This is a genomic window from Pseudarthrobacter sp. BIM B-2242 (assembly GCF_014764445.1).
GTDB classification, from domain to species: Bacteria; Actinomycetota; Actinomycetes; order Actinomycetales; family Micrococcaceae; genus Arthrobacter; species Arthrobacter luteus_A.
This window is the reverse complement of record NZ_CP061721.1, coordinates 2,946,790-2,960,108: the sequence shown is the minus strand read 5'-3', so window position 1 is coordinate 2,960,108 and position 13,319 is coordinate 2,946,790. Positions and strand designations below refer to the sequence as shown.

Sequence of the window (13,319 nt, the reverse complement as noted above, 5' to 3'; positions counted from 1 at the left end):
GCTCCTTAGGGCGCCGCGACGGCCGCTGCCGCCGCGATGGTGTGGACGTCCGGGATCAGCCGGCTTGCCCGGTGCTGTTCGACGGCGGTGTGGTAAGTCTCCAGCGTGATGGCCGCGGTGCGGTTCCAGCCCAGGTTCTCGGCCCTGATGGCGGCGGCCCGGCCCATGTCGGCGCGGGTTTCCGGGTCGTCGTACAGGGCTTCGAACGCGTCCGCCCAGTCCCTGGCGTGGTGCCCCTCCACCAGGAGTCCGGTCCGGCCATGGCAGATCGCACGGGACAGGCCGCCCACGCGCGTTCCCACCACCGGGGTTCCGCAGGCCTGCGCTTCAATGGCCACCAAGCCAAAGGACTCGCTGTAAGACGGCATCACCACAACGTCCGCCGCCCTGAACCAGGACGCCAGCTCCGGCGCACTCACCGGCGGAAGGTGCGTCACGACGTCGTCCATGCCTGCTTCCGTAATCAACTGGTGGAGGTTGAAGTCCTTGTTCCCGCTCAACGCCCCAAGGATGGTGAGCCGCAGATCGATCTCAGGCCGCCGCTTCCGCAGCAGCGCGGCTGCCTTGAGCAGGACCTGCGGACCCTTCAGCCGCTGTATCCGGCCGGCGAAGAGCAGGTGGAAGGTCTCCGGCGGGATGCCCCGCTCCGCCCTGGACCGTGCCCGGAACGCAGGGGTAAAGGTGGTGAGGTCCACGCCCGGCGGAGCCACATCGATCCGGTCGGCGTCGGCCCCGTAGTGGGAGACGAGTTCCTTGGCCTCTGCACTGGTGTTGGCGACGAGCCGGGCGGCGCCGTCCACAATCCGGTGCTCGCCCTCCTCGCGCCGCCGCGGTTCGGGCTGTTCGCCGGACTGGAGCAGGAGATTCTTGACCTTGGCCATGGTGTGCATGGTGTGGATCAGCGGCACGTTCCACAGCTCCGCAAGTTCCAGGCCGGCAATCCCGGACACCCAGTAGTGCGAGTGGATGACGTCGTACCGGCCGTGCAGCTGATGCTGGCGAATACGGTCGATTTCGGCCACCAGGCTGTGGAGGAGTGCTGGCAGCTCTTCTTTGGGGATCTTCCGCGGCGGCCCGGCCAGCACGTTGTGGACGCACACACCGGGGCTGGGATGCTCGACGGCGGGCTGCTTGGCTGACGTGGACCGGGTGAAGATTTCCACCTCCACGCCGGTTTCAGCGAGCGCGGCGGCCAGTTCGCGGATGTAGACGTTCATCCCGCCGGCGTCGCCGGAGCCCGGCTGCTCCATGGGGGAGGTGTGGAGGGAGAGTAACGCGACCCTGCGGATCAGTGTCATGGCCCCTCCTTCCCGCCGCCGGAGCGGCGTCCGCCCCGGCTGTTATCCACTCGGTAAAACACTACTCCTGCCGCCACAGTGCACCCAGCGCAGGGAAGGCGCGCTCATAGGCGGATAACAGTGCCGCCCCCAGTTCAGCCGAGTCCACCAGGGGATGCCTGCTGAAGGCGTCGACGGCGGCGGCCCGGTCGCCCTGCGTCGCGGCCCTCACGGTGAGCCGTTCCACGTCCTTGACCCGGCGCAGCAGGCTGAGTTGCTCCGGGGGCGGGGCCGACTGCGCCAGCGGCACGGCGCCGTCGGGCGTTACCGTGCAGGGGACCTCGACGACGGCGTCCGCCGGCAATCCCGGAATGGCCGCTTGCGGAGCAGCTCCTGCAGCGGCGGCCGCCTGTGCAGGAAGGGTGTTGGGCGTGTTGAGGATCAGCTGGGTTTCGGACGCGCCCGGGTCGCGGCCAGGGCCGGATGGCCCGTCCGCCAGCGCACGCATCACGGCGAGGGCGACCCGTTCATAGCCGCCGCCGGCGAGATCGGCCTCGTCCCGCTGCTCACCATGCGTGCGTGCCTCGGCGAGGTAGCCTTCCTCCCGGGAGCGCCGGGCAGCGTCCCACAGCGTGAACGCGTCTGCTCCGGCAGAGGCGAGCCGCGGGTACAGCCCCGCCTGCTGGTGGTGGATGGACTCGCCCCGCGTGACCGCCATGGAGCGCATGGCTGCGGCGGCGCTCTCGCGCTGGTAGTAGTAATAGAGGTATTCGTTGGGCAGGGCGCCGAGCTCCGCCAGGAACGGTTGGGGGAACAGCCGGCCTTCCTCAAAGGACGCGAGGGCAGCCTGGTCGGCGAGGAGCCCGGGCAGCAGGTCCCGGCCCCCGAACTCCAGCCGGTACAGCCAGCCGAGATGGTTCAGCCCGTAGTAGCCCACGCCGTCGAGCCTCCCGTCAGGAAGGGACAGCCCTGACGCCCGCGCCGCCCGGTGCACCAGCCCGCCCGCGGAATCGCAGATCCCGATGACCCGGTTGCCGAGCACCGGAACGAGCGCCTCGGTGACCATGCCAGCCGGGTTGGTGAAGTTGATCAGCCACGCGTCCGGGCAGTGTTCCTGTATCTGCCGTGCCAGGTGCAGCATCTCCGGGATGGTCCGCAGGGCATAGGAGATGCCGCCGGCGCCGGTGGTTTCCTGGCCCAGCAGCCCGAGATCCCGGGCCACCCTTTCATCGGCAACCCGGCCGGCCGTACCGCCGGGGCGGATCGCGGCGAACACCAGGTCGGCGCCGCGTAATGCCTCCCGCAGCGACGTGGTGGTTCGGACGGCGGGCGGCCGCGCACCTGCGGCAGCACCGTCGTCGGGCGTTGGCGTGCCGGACACAGGCATCGCGCGCAGGACCGCGGCGATGGCACTGAGGCGGCCGGGGTCGACGTCGTAGAGCACCAGTTCGCTGACCAGCCCGGCGAAGGGGCCAGAGGCCAGCGCCCGGTAGACAAGGGGCACACGGAATCCGCCGCCGCCGGCAATCATGAGCCGCATAGTCAGCAGTGTAGGCCCCGCGGGCGCACCACTACCGCAGCGCGGTGGCAGGGCGTAGTCTGCGGGACATGGACGTCACTCCGGACCGCCGTTTCGATCCGCTTGCCGCCGTCCGTTCACAGACCGATGGCGGGTTCGACCTCATCCTGGCGGGCACAGTTTTCCAGGACATCATCTTCACGGGCCTGCCGCACGCGCCCGAGCCCGGCACCGAAATCTGGAGCGAAGGGATGGGCAGCTGTCCCGGCGGCGTGGCCAACCAGGCGATTGCCGCGGCGAGGCTCGGTTTAAAGACGGGGCTCGCTGCCGCCTTCGGGGATGACGGGTACGGGGACTACAACTGGAAAATCCTGGCGGGGCAGGAGCACGTGGACCTGAGCCTGTCACGCCGCGTGCCGGGCTGGCACTCGCCGGTCACCGTCTCGCTCAGCGTCCAGCACGACCGGTCGCTGGTGACGCACGGCCACCCCGCCCCCGTCACGGCGTCGGAACTGATCGGGCCGCCGCCTCCGGCGCTCGCGGGCATCGCCGAGCTCGGCGTCGAGATTGAACCGTGGGCCAAGGCGGCGCACCAGGCCGGGGTCAAACTGTTCGGCGACGTCGGCTGGGACCCCAGCGGTGAATGGGCCCCGGTCAGGCTGGAGAACCTGCAGTACTTCCACGCCTTCCTGCCCAACCAGCGCGAGGCGATGGCCTTCACGGGCAAGGACAACCCGTGGTCCGCGCTCTACGCCCTGGCCGACCGCGTGCCCGTGGCCGTGGTGACGCTCGGCGCCCAGGGTGCCATGGCCGTGGACTCCGAAACCGGGGAGGAAGAGTGGGTGCCGTCCCTGCCGGTCACCGCCTTTGATCCCACCGGCGCCGGCGACTGCTTCGATGCCGCCTTTATTGTGGGCAGCCTCGCGGGCTGGCCGCTGGGGAACAGGCTTCGCTTCGCCAACCTGTGCGCCTCGCTGGCCGTGCAGGAGGTGGGCGGCTCGCTGGCCGCGCCCGGCTGGGGCGACATTGCCGACTGGTGGAAGCGGGCCAACGCCCGGCCCGAACGCCAGAGCAGCCAGTGGCTCCGCCGCTTCGGCTTCCTCGCGGACATTGTCAGCGACGTCCCGCTCGCGGCCCAGCGCCGGGCCAGTGCCACCATCGCGCACCTCTCCGACGCGTAGCGGCCGACGACGGGGCGTCGCCGCAGCGGCACGCCGATTATCCCGCCCTGACAGGCCGCACTAGAATCACTAACGTGACTTACCCCCTAGCAACCGGAGATTTCAGCGCGGCCCCAGGGACGGATCCGCTGTACGAGCGGTCCGCCGTGATCGACCTGGACGCCATCCGGCACAACGTCCGCCGGCTGGCCGATGTGGCCTCACCTGCCAAGGTCATGGCCGTGGTGAAAGCCGACGCCTACGGGCACGGCGCGGTTCCCGTTGCCCGTGCGGCCCTCGACGCCGGTGCCTCCTGGCTGGGCGTTGCGCATATCTCCGAGGCCCTGGCGCTTCGGGCGGCGGGCATCGACGCGCCCCTGCTGGCGTGGCTGCACACCACGGAAAGCAACTTTGCCGCGGCGGTGGCTGCCGGCGTCGACATCGGCTGCTCAGGGTGGGAACTGGACCGTATTGTTGCTGCCGCGCGTGACCAGGAGCGGCCTGCCCGGATCCATTTGAAGGTGGACACGGGCCTGGGCCGGAACGGCGCAACCCTCGCGTCATGGGACCAGCTGGTGGGCGAGGCCATGGAGTATCAGGACCAGGGCCTCCTGCGTGTGGTTGGCATTTTCTCGCACCTGTCAGTTGCCGACGAGCCCGAACGGCCCGAAACCGACGAGCAGCTGGCCGTCTTCCGCGAGGTGGTGGCCGTGGCCGAGGACGCCGGCGTGGACCCCGAAGTCCGGCACCTGGCCAACACTCCGGCCACGCTTTCCCGCCCCGATACGCACTTTGACCTGGTCCGTGTGGGGCTTGGCATCTACGGCCTCTCGCCGTTTGAAGGCCAGACGTCCGCCGAGCTGGGCCTCCGTCCGGCGATGACGCTGCGCACCCTGGTTTCACAGTGCAAGGACGTCCCCGACAGGCAGGGTGTCTCGTACGGCCTGCGCTATCACACCAGCGGACCGAGCACCCTGGCCCTGATCCCGATGGGCTACGCGGACGGCGTGCCCCGCGTGGCTACCGGCGGGCCTGTCCGGGTGGCCGGCCGGACCTACCCCGTGGTGGGCCGGATCGCCATGGACCAGATGGTCATCGACGTCGGCAACATCGGCCCCGCCGGCGCGGACCTTTTCGGCGCCGAGGCCGTCCTGTTCGGCAACGGGGACGACGACGGTCCCACAGCTGACGACTGGGCCGTCGCCGCCGGGACCAACAACTACGAGATCGTCACCCGGATCAGCCCCCGGGTGCCGCGCCGGTTCGTAAACGAAAGCCCCGTCATTAACGAAAGTTCCGCCGTCGGTCGTTCCGCTGCTCCGCAGTCCGCCGCGCAGGTCACGCCGTGACGGCGTCGGCGCAGGCGGAGGTGCCTGCCTGGGAACAGACGCTCAAGGTGACGACGGCGGACCAGACCCACGCGCTCGGCGCGGCGTTGGGCGAGATGCTGCAGGCGGGGGACCTGCTGGTGCTGACCGGCGAGCTGGGTGCCGGGAAAACCACGTTCACCCAGGGCCTCGGTGAGGGCCTGGGCGTCCGCGCGGGCATCATTTCGCCCACGTTTGTCCTGGTCCGGATCCATCCCAACCTGCCTGACGGCCCGCGCCCCGGCGGCCCGGATCTGGTGCACGTTGATGCGTACCGGCTGGGCTCGGCGTCGGAAATTGACGATATCGACTTGGAAAACACGCTGGATTCGTCCGTGACGGTGGTGGAGTGGGGGCGCGGCCGGGTGGAGCACCTGACCGACAGCCGCCTGGAAGTGGACCTGCACCGCCCTATCGGACTCGACGCGGTGGGAGCCTCCGAGCCGATCCCCGGTCACACCGACGTCCTGGACTTTGACACCGGGGACGACGACGAACCGCGCACCATCGTGATGCGCGGCTTCGGCCCCCGCTGGAGCACCAAGCCCGTCCTCGGCGGATTCGAAGGGACATCCTGATGCTCATCCTTGCCATCGACACCTCGGCCGTCGCCAGCGCCGCCCTGGTCTCGGACGATGCCCTCGAAGGCGTGGTGGCCAGCTTCGCCACGGAAGACACCCGCAGCCACGCCGAAGTCCTGGCCCCCGGCATCGAGGACCTGCTCGCCTCGGCCGGCGTCACCGGACAGGACATCGACGCGATTGTCACGGGCGTGGGCCCGGGCCCGTTCACCGGCCTGCGCTCAGGGATAGCCACCGCGCGGACCCTCGCCTTCGTCTGGGACAAGCCGCTCTACGGGCTGATGAGCCTCGACGCCGTCGCGCTGGAAGTGGCCGAATCCACCGACGCGGCTGCCGAGTTCCTGGTGGTCACCGACGCGCGGCGCAAAGAGGTTTACTGGGCCCGCTACAGCCTTGCCGAGGGGCAGCTTCCGCAGCTGGAAGACGGCCCGCACGTGGGCTTTGCCGCGGACCTGCCGGATCTGCCGGCGTACGGCGCCGGTGCCGGGCTGTACAGTGACGTCCTGCGGGCAGACCCCGACTTCAGCACGGAACAGCCCGACGCCCTGTACCTCGGGCAGTTCGCGCTGGCCCGGCTCGCGTCCGGCGGGCAGCTGCTGGACTCCACACCCCTGTACCTCCGGGAATCGGACGCCCAGGTGCCCGGGCCGCGGAAGCGGGCGCTATGAGCACGCCCGGCGGTACCGGCCGCTCCGGCGACGACGGCGTGGTCTTTCGGGACATGACCCTGGAGGACGTTCCCACGGTCAATGCCCTCGAACAGCGGCTGTTCCCGGCGGATGCCTGGCCGCTGGAGATGTTCCTCGCGGAATTGGCCCAGCCCGGGACACGGCGCTACCTCGTGGCAGAAAGCGGCGGGGGCATTGTGGGCTACGCCGGCCTGATGTGCATCGAACCCATCGCGGACGTCCAGACCATCGCCGTCGTGCCTGAACACGAGGGACGGGGCATCGGCTCGGCCCTCCTGACCCGGCTGATCGACGAGGCACGCCGCCGCCGCGCAGCCGATGTGCTGCTGGAGGTCCGCGAAGACAACCCGCGGGCGCAGCAGCTGTACGTGCGGTTCGGCTTCGAACAGATCCATGTGCGGCGAAAGTACTACCGCGACGGCGTTGACGCCCTCATTATGCGGCTGCAGCTGGTGCCCGACGGCTCTGTGCCCGGCTCTGCGCCCGCCGACCCCACGCGCGCCGCCGACCCCACGCGCGCCGCCGACCCCACACCTGAAGCCGGCTCACCAACGAAAGCAGACCAGGCATGAACCGCTCGCAGCCACTGGTGCTGGGCATCGAATCTTCCTGCGACGAGACCGGCGTGGGCATCGTCCGCGGCACCACGCTGCTCACCAACACCGTGTCCTCCTCGATGGACGAGCACGTCCGTTTTGGCGGCGTCATCCCTGAGATCGCGTCCCGCGCGCACCTTGACGCGTTTGTGCCAACGCTGCGGCAGGCCCTGTCCGATGCCGGCGTGACGCTAGTCGACGTCGACGCCATCGCCGTCACCTCGGGACCAGGGCTCGCCGGCGCGCTCATGGTGGGGGTCTGTGCTGCAAAGGCACTGTCCGTGGCCACGGGCAAACCGCTGTATGCGATCAACCACCTGGTGGCGCACGTCGGCGTCGGGCTGCTGGACGGTGCCGCGGCTGCCCCGGAGCTCCCGGAAAACCTCGGCGCGCTGCTGGTCTCCGGCGGCCACACCGAGATCCTGAAGATCAACAGCATTACCGACGACGTCCGGCTCCTCGGCTCAACCATCGACGACGCCGCCGGCGAGGCCTACGACAAGGTGGCCCGCATCCTGGGCCTCGGCTATCCGGGCGGCCCGGCCATCGACAAGCTGGCCCGCACCGGAAACGCCAAGGCCATCCGTTTCCCGCGCGGCCTCAGCCAGCCGAAATACATGGGTACCGCCGAGGAACCCGGCCCGCACCGCTACGACTGGTCCTTCAGCGGCCTGAAGACCGCCGTCGCCCGCTGCGTGGAGCAGTTCGAAGCCCGGGGCGAGGCGGTCCCCGTGGCGGACATTGCCGCGGCATTCCAGGAAGCCGTGGTGGACGTCATTACGTCCAAGGCCGTGCTGGCCTGCCGGGAGCACGGCATTAAGGACGTGCTGCTGGGCGGGGGAGTGGCGGCCAACTCGAGGCTGCGCGAGCTCACCGGCCAGCGGTGTGCGTCCGCCGGCATCAGACTCCACGTGCCGCCCCTGGACCTGTGCACGGACAACGGGGCCATGGTGGCGGCGTTGGGAGCGCAGCTGGTGATGGCGGGGGTCGGGCCGAGCGGGATCCGCTTCGCTCCCGACTCATCCATGCCGGTCACCGCGGTGTCCCTGCCCGCCTAGGGCAGGTTGAACCGCCCGGCTAGCTTTCAATCGGAAACTGTGGCAACCGCAACGCCCGCCCCCGCCAGGTAATTGGTAATCACACCGGCAAATACCTTGTCCGGGATCCCGGTTTCCTGCTGTCCGGCAAGTGCATTGGCCAGCAGCGGGTAGTCACCTGATTGCAGGACCTCGGCGACATATTTCGAGCGTGCCAGTGCAACGCCGTCGCCGTTTCCTGAGTCCGCGGCGGCGAGTTCATTCTGTACATAGGCGGATGTGATGGCCGTCAGCATGGCCACCGTCTGCATCTTGGCGGGTCCGGGCAGGTCCACGGGCTGGAGGGCGGCCAAGGCGCGCTCCAGGTAGCGGAGGGTATTAGGCCCCAGGGACGGACGGGTCAGCAGCAGCGGGGCCAGCCAGGGATGCCGGTGCATGATAGCCCTGCCCTGGTGCGCCAGGTTCAGCAGTTGAATGCCTGGTGGTTCACTGGAAGGGCCGAGGTCGTATTCAGCACTGGCCGTGTCCATCATGATTTCAACGAGCTCGTCGTGCGATTTCAGGTAGCGGTACAGGGTGGCTGCGCCGGCTCCGATGCTTGCAGCGACACTGCGGGTGGACACTGATGCCAGTCCGTCCCGGTCGGCGATCCCGATCGCCGCCAGGGCGATTCCATGCCGCGAGTGCCCCGGTTTTGGCCCGACGCCCGAACGCTCCGGCCGTTGCCAGACATCTACAGGGTGATCCTTCGCCATCCCTTATCCGCCCCTCATCCTGTCCGTCGCGTTTGTCCCCGCCTCCATTCCACTATATTCTTACTGCGATCAGTGTTCGCAATTAAGCGGAATGAGGCACGGCATGCAGATACTCATGATCACGCCCGGCACCCGAGGCGATGTCGCCCCGATGGCAGGGCTGGGCAGCAGGCTTCGAACCCTGGGGTTTGATGTCGCCATCGCCTCCAATGCCGCCTATGCCCCGGTGGTCACCAGCGCCGGCTGCGAGCATCGGGAGCTGCCCGGGGACATGAGCCATCTGGTCAGCCCTGCGCCGCCAGGACGGAAAGAGACAGGCGCGGATCTGCGCAGCTATATGCGCGAACTTGGTGACTACTTTGAGCTGGCCGCAACCGGCACGCTGGCGGCCGTCGAAGCGGGAGCCGACGTGGTCCTGGCCAACTCGGTGGCCCCGTTCGCCTATGACGTGGCCGAAGCACTCGGGATTCCCGCCATCGGCGCCCATCTGCAGCCGACTGAGCCCAGCGGCGCGTACCCGCCCGTGGTTCTGGGGTCGGCCCGCAGCCTGGGGCCGGCCGGTAATAGGCTGCTTGGTTCGCTGATAGCAGCCGGGAAAGCGCCGTATGACGCCCCAAGCGCCCGGGTGCGGCAGGTGCTCGGCCTGCCCGGGAGGTCCCGGGCTGCCTCCGAACGGGACCGAAGGAAAGCCAACAGCCCCGTCCTCCACGGCATCAGCCCCACGGTGTTTTGCCGCCCGGCGGACTGGCGGTCCGGCCTCGCCCTGACCGGCTACTGGTGGCCGCACGCGGAGCCGGGCTGGCAGCCATCCAGCCAACTGGCAGCGTTCCTTGCGGACGGACCGCCCCCGGTCTTCTTCGGTTTCGGCAGCAGCGCGGCGCTGGACGTCGACTTTATGCTCGACGCTGCGCGAAGTGCCGGGGTGCGGGCCGTCCTGCAGGGCGTTCAGGGTGTCTCCGGGAGTAAGGCCATCAGCATCGGAGCGGTTCCCCATGAGTGGCTGTTCCCGCAGATGGCAGCGGTGGTCCACCACGCCGGAGCCGGGACCGCGGCGGCAGGCTTGCGTGCCGGCGTGCCGACGGTCAGCGTGCCGATCTACACGGACCAGCCGTTCTGGGCGGCCCGGATCGCTTCGCTCGGCGCAGGCCCCCAGCCGGTGCCCTACAGGGAACTCACCATGGAACGGCTGGCGGAGGCAATCAGGCAGGCAATTTCGACGCCGGACTACGCCGCGCGCGCACGCCGTCTGTCGGCGGGCCTCGCCACAGAAGATGGGACCGCGCCTGTGGTTGCAGCGCTCCGTTCCGCAACGCCGGAAGGTACTTGGCGCACTTCCTGACGGTCCACGGCGCCGGCCCGTGCGGGGGATCAGCCCGTCGGCCCGTTCCGCATCTGCTTGACCAGGTCCAGGACCACGGCCTGGAGGTCCCCGCCGTGCTCGGCAGCAACGCGGCGCTGGCGCTGGTAGCCGGCGCCGCGGCGGATTATCTTCTCGACGTCGGCCAGCTCATCAGGGCAGCCGAGCTTGGCGGCCACGGGTTCGAGCCGGTTCAGGGTTTCCAGCAGGTGGTCGGTGACAAGCTGCTCGTTGCCGGCCGCGTCAAGGATGATGATGGCTTCCATGCCGTAGCGGGCGGCCCGCCACTTGTTCTCCTGGATGTGCCACGGCGGCATGGTGGGGATGGTCCCGCCGTTGTCCAGCGTGGTGGAGAACTCGTCCACGAGGCATTGGGTGAGGGCGGCGATGGCGCCAACTTCCTCCAGGGTGGCCAGGCCGTCGCAGATGCGCATCTCGATAGTGCCCAGGTTGGGTACGGGGCGGATGTCCCAGCGGATCTCGGACAGGGTGTCGATCACGCCGGTGGTGAACATGTCCTGGACGTAGGACTCGTATTCTTCCCAGGACCGGAACTGGAAGGGCAGGCCCGCCGTCGGCAGCTGCTGGAACATCAGGGCGCGGTGGGAGGCGTAGCCGGTGTCCTCACCGCCCCAGTACGGGCTTGAGGCCGAGAGGGCCTGGAAATGCGGGAAGTAGTTGACCAGGCCGTCGAGTACCGGCAGGGCCTTTTCGCGCCGGTCAAGGCCCACATGCACGTGCACGCCGTAGATGACCATCTGCCGTCCCCACCACTGCGTGCGGTCAATCAGCTTCGCGTAGCGGGCCTTGTCCGTAACCGGCTGCAGCTGCGGGGGGCTGAACGGGTGGCTGCCTGCGCAGAAAACTTCCACGCCCATGGGATCGGTGATCTCGCGGACGGCGGCAAGGGACCTGCTGAGGTCTTCCTTGGCCTCGGCGGCGGTCTCGCAGATCCCGGTGACAAGTTCCACCGTGTTCAGCAGCAGTTCCTGCTTGATGTGGGGGTGCTCGTCGTCTTCATTGAGTTCGGGGTGTTTGGCGGATACGCCGCGCAGCACCTCGTTGGCCACCGATGCCAGTTCGCCGGTCTGGCCGTTGACCAGGGCCAGCTCCCATTCCACACCAAGAGTTGATTGCTTCGATGAAGCGAAATCAATCTTCAAATGCGTTCCTAACTGTTCGGTTTCCGTGGGCATGCGCCGCGTCCAAGTCTAGTGCAGGGGTAGCATCGTCCTAATGGCTTTGTTCGTGCGTACCCGTGACAGTATTCACAAAATCACCCTCCCCCTCGCGGCCGCCGCTGCTGCAGCCGTGCTGGCTGCCTGCACCGCGGTTCCGGCCACCGGGCCCGCGTCTCCGGGCTCCGCGACCGCCTCACCGTCCGGATCAGAGCGTCCGACGGCGGCACCTCCTTCCGCTTCGCCCTCGCCCTCGCCTGACCCCGGGCTGAAGCCGCTGGGCTGGGGCCCGGAGCAGCGGGACCACAGTGTTGCCGCGGCAGCGGTGGCGAAGATGACCGTGGCGGAGAAGGCAGGCCAGGTGCTGATGCCCGTGTACCCCGGGGCCGACCCCGCAGCCCAGGCTGCCACCATCGAACGCCTGCACCTGGCCGGGTCCATCATTATGGGCGATAACATCCCCCTGGACGCGGGCGGCCGGGCTGACCCTGCAGCAATGTCAGCCGTAAACGCCCGGCTCGCGCAGGCTGCGCGCGCCGACGGCAGGCCATGGCCCGGGCTGATCGGCGTGGACCAGGAGGGCGGAATCGTGGCCCGGCTGGGCGCGCCGCTGACCGAGTGGCCAACACCCATGAGCTATGGAGCGGCAGCCAACGGTCCGCTTGCCAGGGACGCCGGCCGGGCCATGGCGGCCGAGCTCGCGCCGCTAGGCTTCACGGTTGACTTCGCGCCGGACGCCGACGTCACCATCGGCCCGGCGGATCCGACCATCGGGGCCCGGTCACTCACCGGAAACCCTGACCAGGCCGGGCAGCTGGCCGTGGAGTTTTCGCAAGGGATGCAGGAGGCCGGCGTCCTGCCGGCGATCAAGCATTTCCCGGGCCACGGCTCGGTGACCGTGGACTCCCACCAGGACCTCCCGGTTCAGCCCGCCAGCATCGCTGACCTCGAGGCCCGCGACTGGAAACCGTTCCGGGCAGCCGTCGCCGCCGGTGCCCCGATGATCATGACGGGGCACATTGCCGTGCCCGCGCTGGAACCCGGCGTCCCGGCGTCGTTATCAAAGCCGACGTACGCTGCCTTGCGGGGCATGGGCTTCAAGGGAGTGGCCGTGACAGACGCCCTGAACATGGGTGCCATCCAGAAGCAATATCCGGGCGGCTCGGCCGCTCCCGTAGCCCTCGCGGCCGGCGCGGACCTGTTGCTGATGCCCGCCGACGTGGGGCAGGCCCATGCGGCCATTGTGGGCGCGGTGGCTGCCGGAACAGTGCCTGCGGCGCGCCTTGATGAGGCGGCCACGAGGGTGGCCACGATGATGACCTGGCGCGGCCGCGCCGCAGCCACGCCGGGTATGACGACACCGGGAGCCGCCCCGGGCAGCAGTGGCGACACCTCGGCACGGGTCTCCGCCGCAGCCGTCACTGTGCTGTCCGGGCACTGTGCCGGGCCCATCGCGTCCCCCGGCATCCGGATCGCCGGCGGCTCTGACCAGGACCGTGCACGGTTCGCGGCGGCTGCGGCCAAGGACGGACTTGCTGTTGGGCAGGGTCCGCTGGTCACCCTGATCGGCTACGGCGGACGTCCCGCGGGAGGCGACGTCGCCGTGACGCTCGATGCACCCTGGCCGCTGGCAGGTTCCGCCGCGTCCGTGAAGGTCGCCCTGTACGGCAGGACGCCGGGCGCCTTCGATGCCCTGGTTGCCGTGCTCACCGGCAAGGCGACGGCCCCCGGGAAGTTGCCTGCCGCCGTCGGAAGCTTCCCGGCCGGCACCGGCTGCCCCTAACCCCAACTAGGTAGCGCTAA

The 13,319-nt window shown here is 69.2% G+C and carries 12 protein-coding genes; 8 read left to right on the top strand and 4 right to left on the bottom strand.

Features of this window, described 5'->3' with window-relative positions:
- Positions 1-5: 5 nt before the first annotated feature.
- Both mshA and IDT60_RS13555 read right to left on the bottom strand, forming a co-directional pair.
- A complete protein-coding gene (gene mshA, locus IDT60_RS13560) occupies positions 6-1,298 on the bottom strand; it encodes a D-inositol-3-phosphate glycosyltransferase (RefSeq protein WP_191079440.1) in 1,293 nt (430 codons plus the stop codon).
- A 61-nt stretch (positions 1,299-1,359) separates the two neighbouring features.
- Positions 1,360-2,817: a 6-phospho-beta-glucosidase gene (locus IDT60_RS13555; RefSeq protein WP_191079439.1), complete on the bottom strand. Its 1,458-nt coding sequence runs from the start codon at positions 2,815-2,817 to the stop codon at positions 1,360-1,362.
- Positions 2,818-2,885: 68 nt separating this feature from the next.
- Between IDT60_RS13555 and IDT60_RS13550 the strand changes: the two genes are divergently transcribed.
- The 6 genes from IDT60_RS13550 (at position 2,886) to tsaD (ending at position 8,247) form a co-directional block, all read left to right on the top strand.
- Positions 2,886-3,977: a carbohydrate kinase family protein gene (locus IDT60_RS13550; protein ID WP_164205998.1), complete on the top strand. Its 1,092-nt coding sequence runs from the start codon at positions 2,886-2,888 to the stop codon at positions 3,975-3,977.
- Positions 3,978-4,051: 74 nt separating this feature from the next.
- A complete protein-coding gene (alr, locus tag IDT60_RS13545) occupies positions 4,052-5,305 on the top strand; it encodes an alanine racemase (RefSeq protein WP_191079438.1) in 1,254 nt (417 codons plus the stop codon).
- A complete protein-coding gene (gene tsaE, locus IDT60_RS13540; protein ID WP_191079437.1) occupies positions 5,302-5,901 on the top strand; it encodes a tRNA (adenosine(37)-N6)-threonylcarbamoyltransferase complex ATPase subunit type 1 TsaE in 600 nt (199 codons plus the stop codon). The genes alr and tsaE overlap by 4 nt, the downstream gene beginning before the upstream one ends.
- Positions 5,901-6,572, top strand: a complete 672-nt coding sequence (tsaB, locus tag IDT60_RS13535; protein WP_164206001.1) for a tRNA (adenosine(37)-N6)-threonylcarbamoyltransferase complex dimerization subunit type 1 TsaB — start codon at positions 5,901-5,903, stop codon at positions 6,570-6,572. Before tsaE ends, tsaB begins: the two co-directional genes overlap by 1 nt.
- Positions 6,569-7,165 carry a ribosomal protein S18-alanine N-acetyltransferase gene (gene rimI / locus IDT60_RS13530; protein ID WP_191079436.1) on the top strand — a complete coding sequence of 199 codons (597 nt, stop codon included), beginning with the start codon at positions 6,569-6,571 and terminating at the stop codon, positions 7,163-7,165. The genes tsaB and rimI overlap by 4 nt, the downstream gene beginning before the upstream one ends.
- Positions 7,162-8,247, top strand: a complete 1,086-nt coding sequence (gene tsaD, locus IDT60_RS13525) for a tRNA (adenosine(37)-N6)-threonylcarbamoyltransferase complex transferase subunit TsaD (protein WP_191079435.1) — start codon at positions 7,162-7,164, stop codon at positions 8,245-8,247. Before rimI ends, tsaD begins: the two co-directional genes overlap by 4 nt.
- A 26-nt stretch (positions 8,248-8,273) precedes the next feature.
- On the opposite strand, the gene IDT60_RS13520 is transcribed toward tsaD, so the two are convergent.
- The gene (locus IDT60_RS13520; RefSeq protein ID WP_191079434.1) at positions 8,274-8,981 is read right to left on the bottom strand and encodes a TetR/AcrR family transcriptional regulator; all 708 of its coding nucleotides are present in this window, start codon (positions 8,979-8,981) and stop codon (positions 8,274-8,276) included.
- Positions 8,982-9,084: 103 nt separating this feature from the next.
- On the opposite strand from IDT60_RS13520, the gene IDT60_RS13515 reads away from it, so the two are divergent.
- Positions 9,085-10,320, top strand: coding sequence for a glycosyltransferase (locus IDT60_RS13515; RefSeq protein WP_191079433.1), 1,236 nt, complete (start codon positions 9,085-9,087; stop codon positions 10,318-10,320).
- Between the two features lie 29 nt (positions 10,321-10,349).
- Here the strand turns inward: IDT60_RS13515 and IDT60_RS13510 are convergent, their stop codons facing one another.
- The gene (locus IDT60_RS13510; RefSeq protein WP_164206007.1) at positions 10,350-11,501 is read right to left on the bottom strand and encodes a glutamate--cysteine ligase; all 1,152 of its coding nucleotides are present in this window, start codon (positions 11,499-11,501) and stop codon (positions 10,350-10,352) included.
- A 349-nt stretch (positions 11,502-11,850) separates the two neighbouring features.
- Here IDT60_RS13510 and IDT60_RS13505 point away from each other — a divergent pair, with 349 nt between their 5' ends.
- Positions 11,851-13,299, top strand: coding sequence for a glycoside hydrolase family 3 N-terminal domain-containing protein (locus tag IDT60_RS13505; protein ID WP_223883985.1), 1,449 nt, complete (start codon positions 11,851-11,853; stop codon positions 13,297-13,299).
- Positions 13,300-13,319: the final 20 nt, after the last annotated feature.

Excerpts from the sequence above, each read along its gene's own strand:
- mshA (WP_191079440.1), bottom strand. The coding sequence starts at position 1,298 with ATGACACTGATCCGCAGGGTCGCGTTACTCTCCCTCCACACCTCCCCC.
- IDT60_RS13555 (WP_191079439.1), bottom strand. The coding sequence starts at position 2,817 with ATGCGGCTCATGATTGCCGGCGGCGGCGGATTCCGTGTGCCCCTTGTC.
- IDT60_RS13550 (WP_164205998.1), top strand. The coding sequence starts at position 2,886 with ATGGACGTCACTCCGGACCGCCGTTTCGATCCGCTTGCCGCCGTCCGT.
- tsaB (WP_164206001.1), top strand. The coding sequence starts at position 5,901 with ATGCTCATCCTTGCCATCGACACCTCGGCCGTCGCCAGCGCCGCCCTG.
- rimI (WP_191079436.1), top strand. The coding sequence starts at position 6,569 with ATGAGCACGCCCGGCGGTACCGGCCGCTCCGGCGACGACGGCGTGGTC.
- tsaD (WP_191079435.1), top strand. The coding sequence starts at position 7,162 with ATGAACCGCTCGCAGCCACTGGTGCTGGGCATCGAATCTTCCTGCGAC.
- IDT60_RS13520 (WP_191079434.1), bottom strand. The coding sequence starts at position 8,981 with ATGGCGAAGGATCACCCTGTAGATGTCTGGCAACGGCCGGAGCGTTCG.
- IDT60_RS13515 (WP_191079433.1), top strand. The coding sequence starts at position 9,085 with ATGCAGATACTCATGATCACGCCCGGCACCCGAGGCGATGTCGCCCCG.
- IDT60_RS13505 (WP_223883985.1), top strand. The coding sequence starts at position 11,851 with ATGACCGTGGCGGAGAAGGCAGGCCAGGTGCTGATGCCCGTGTACCCC.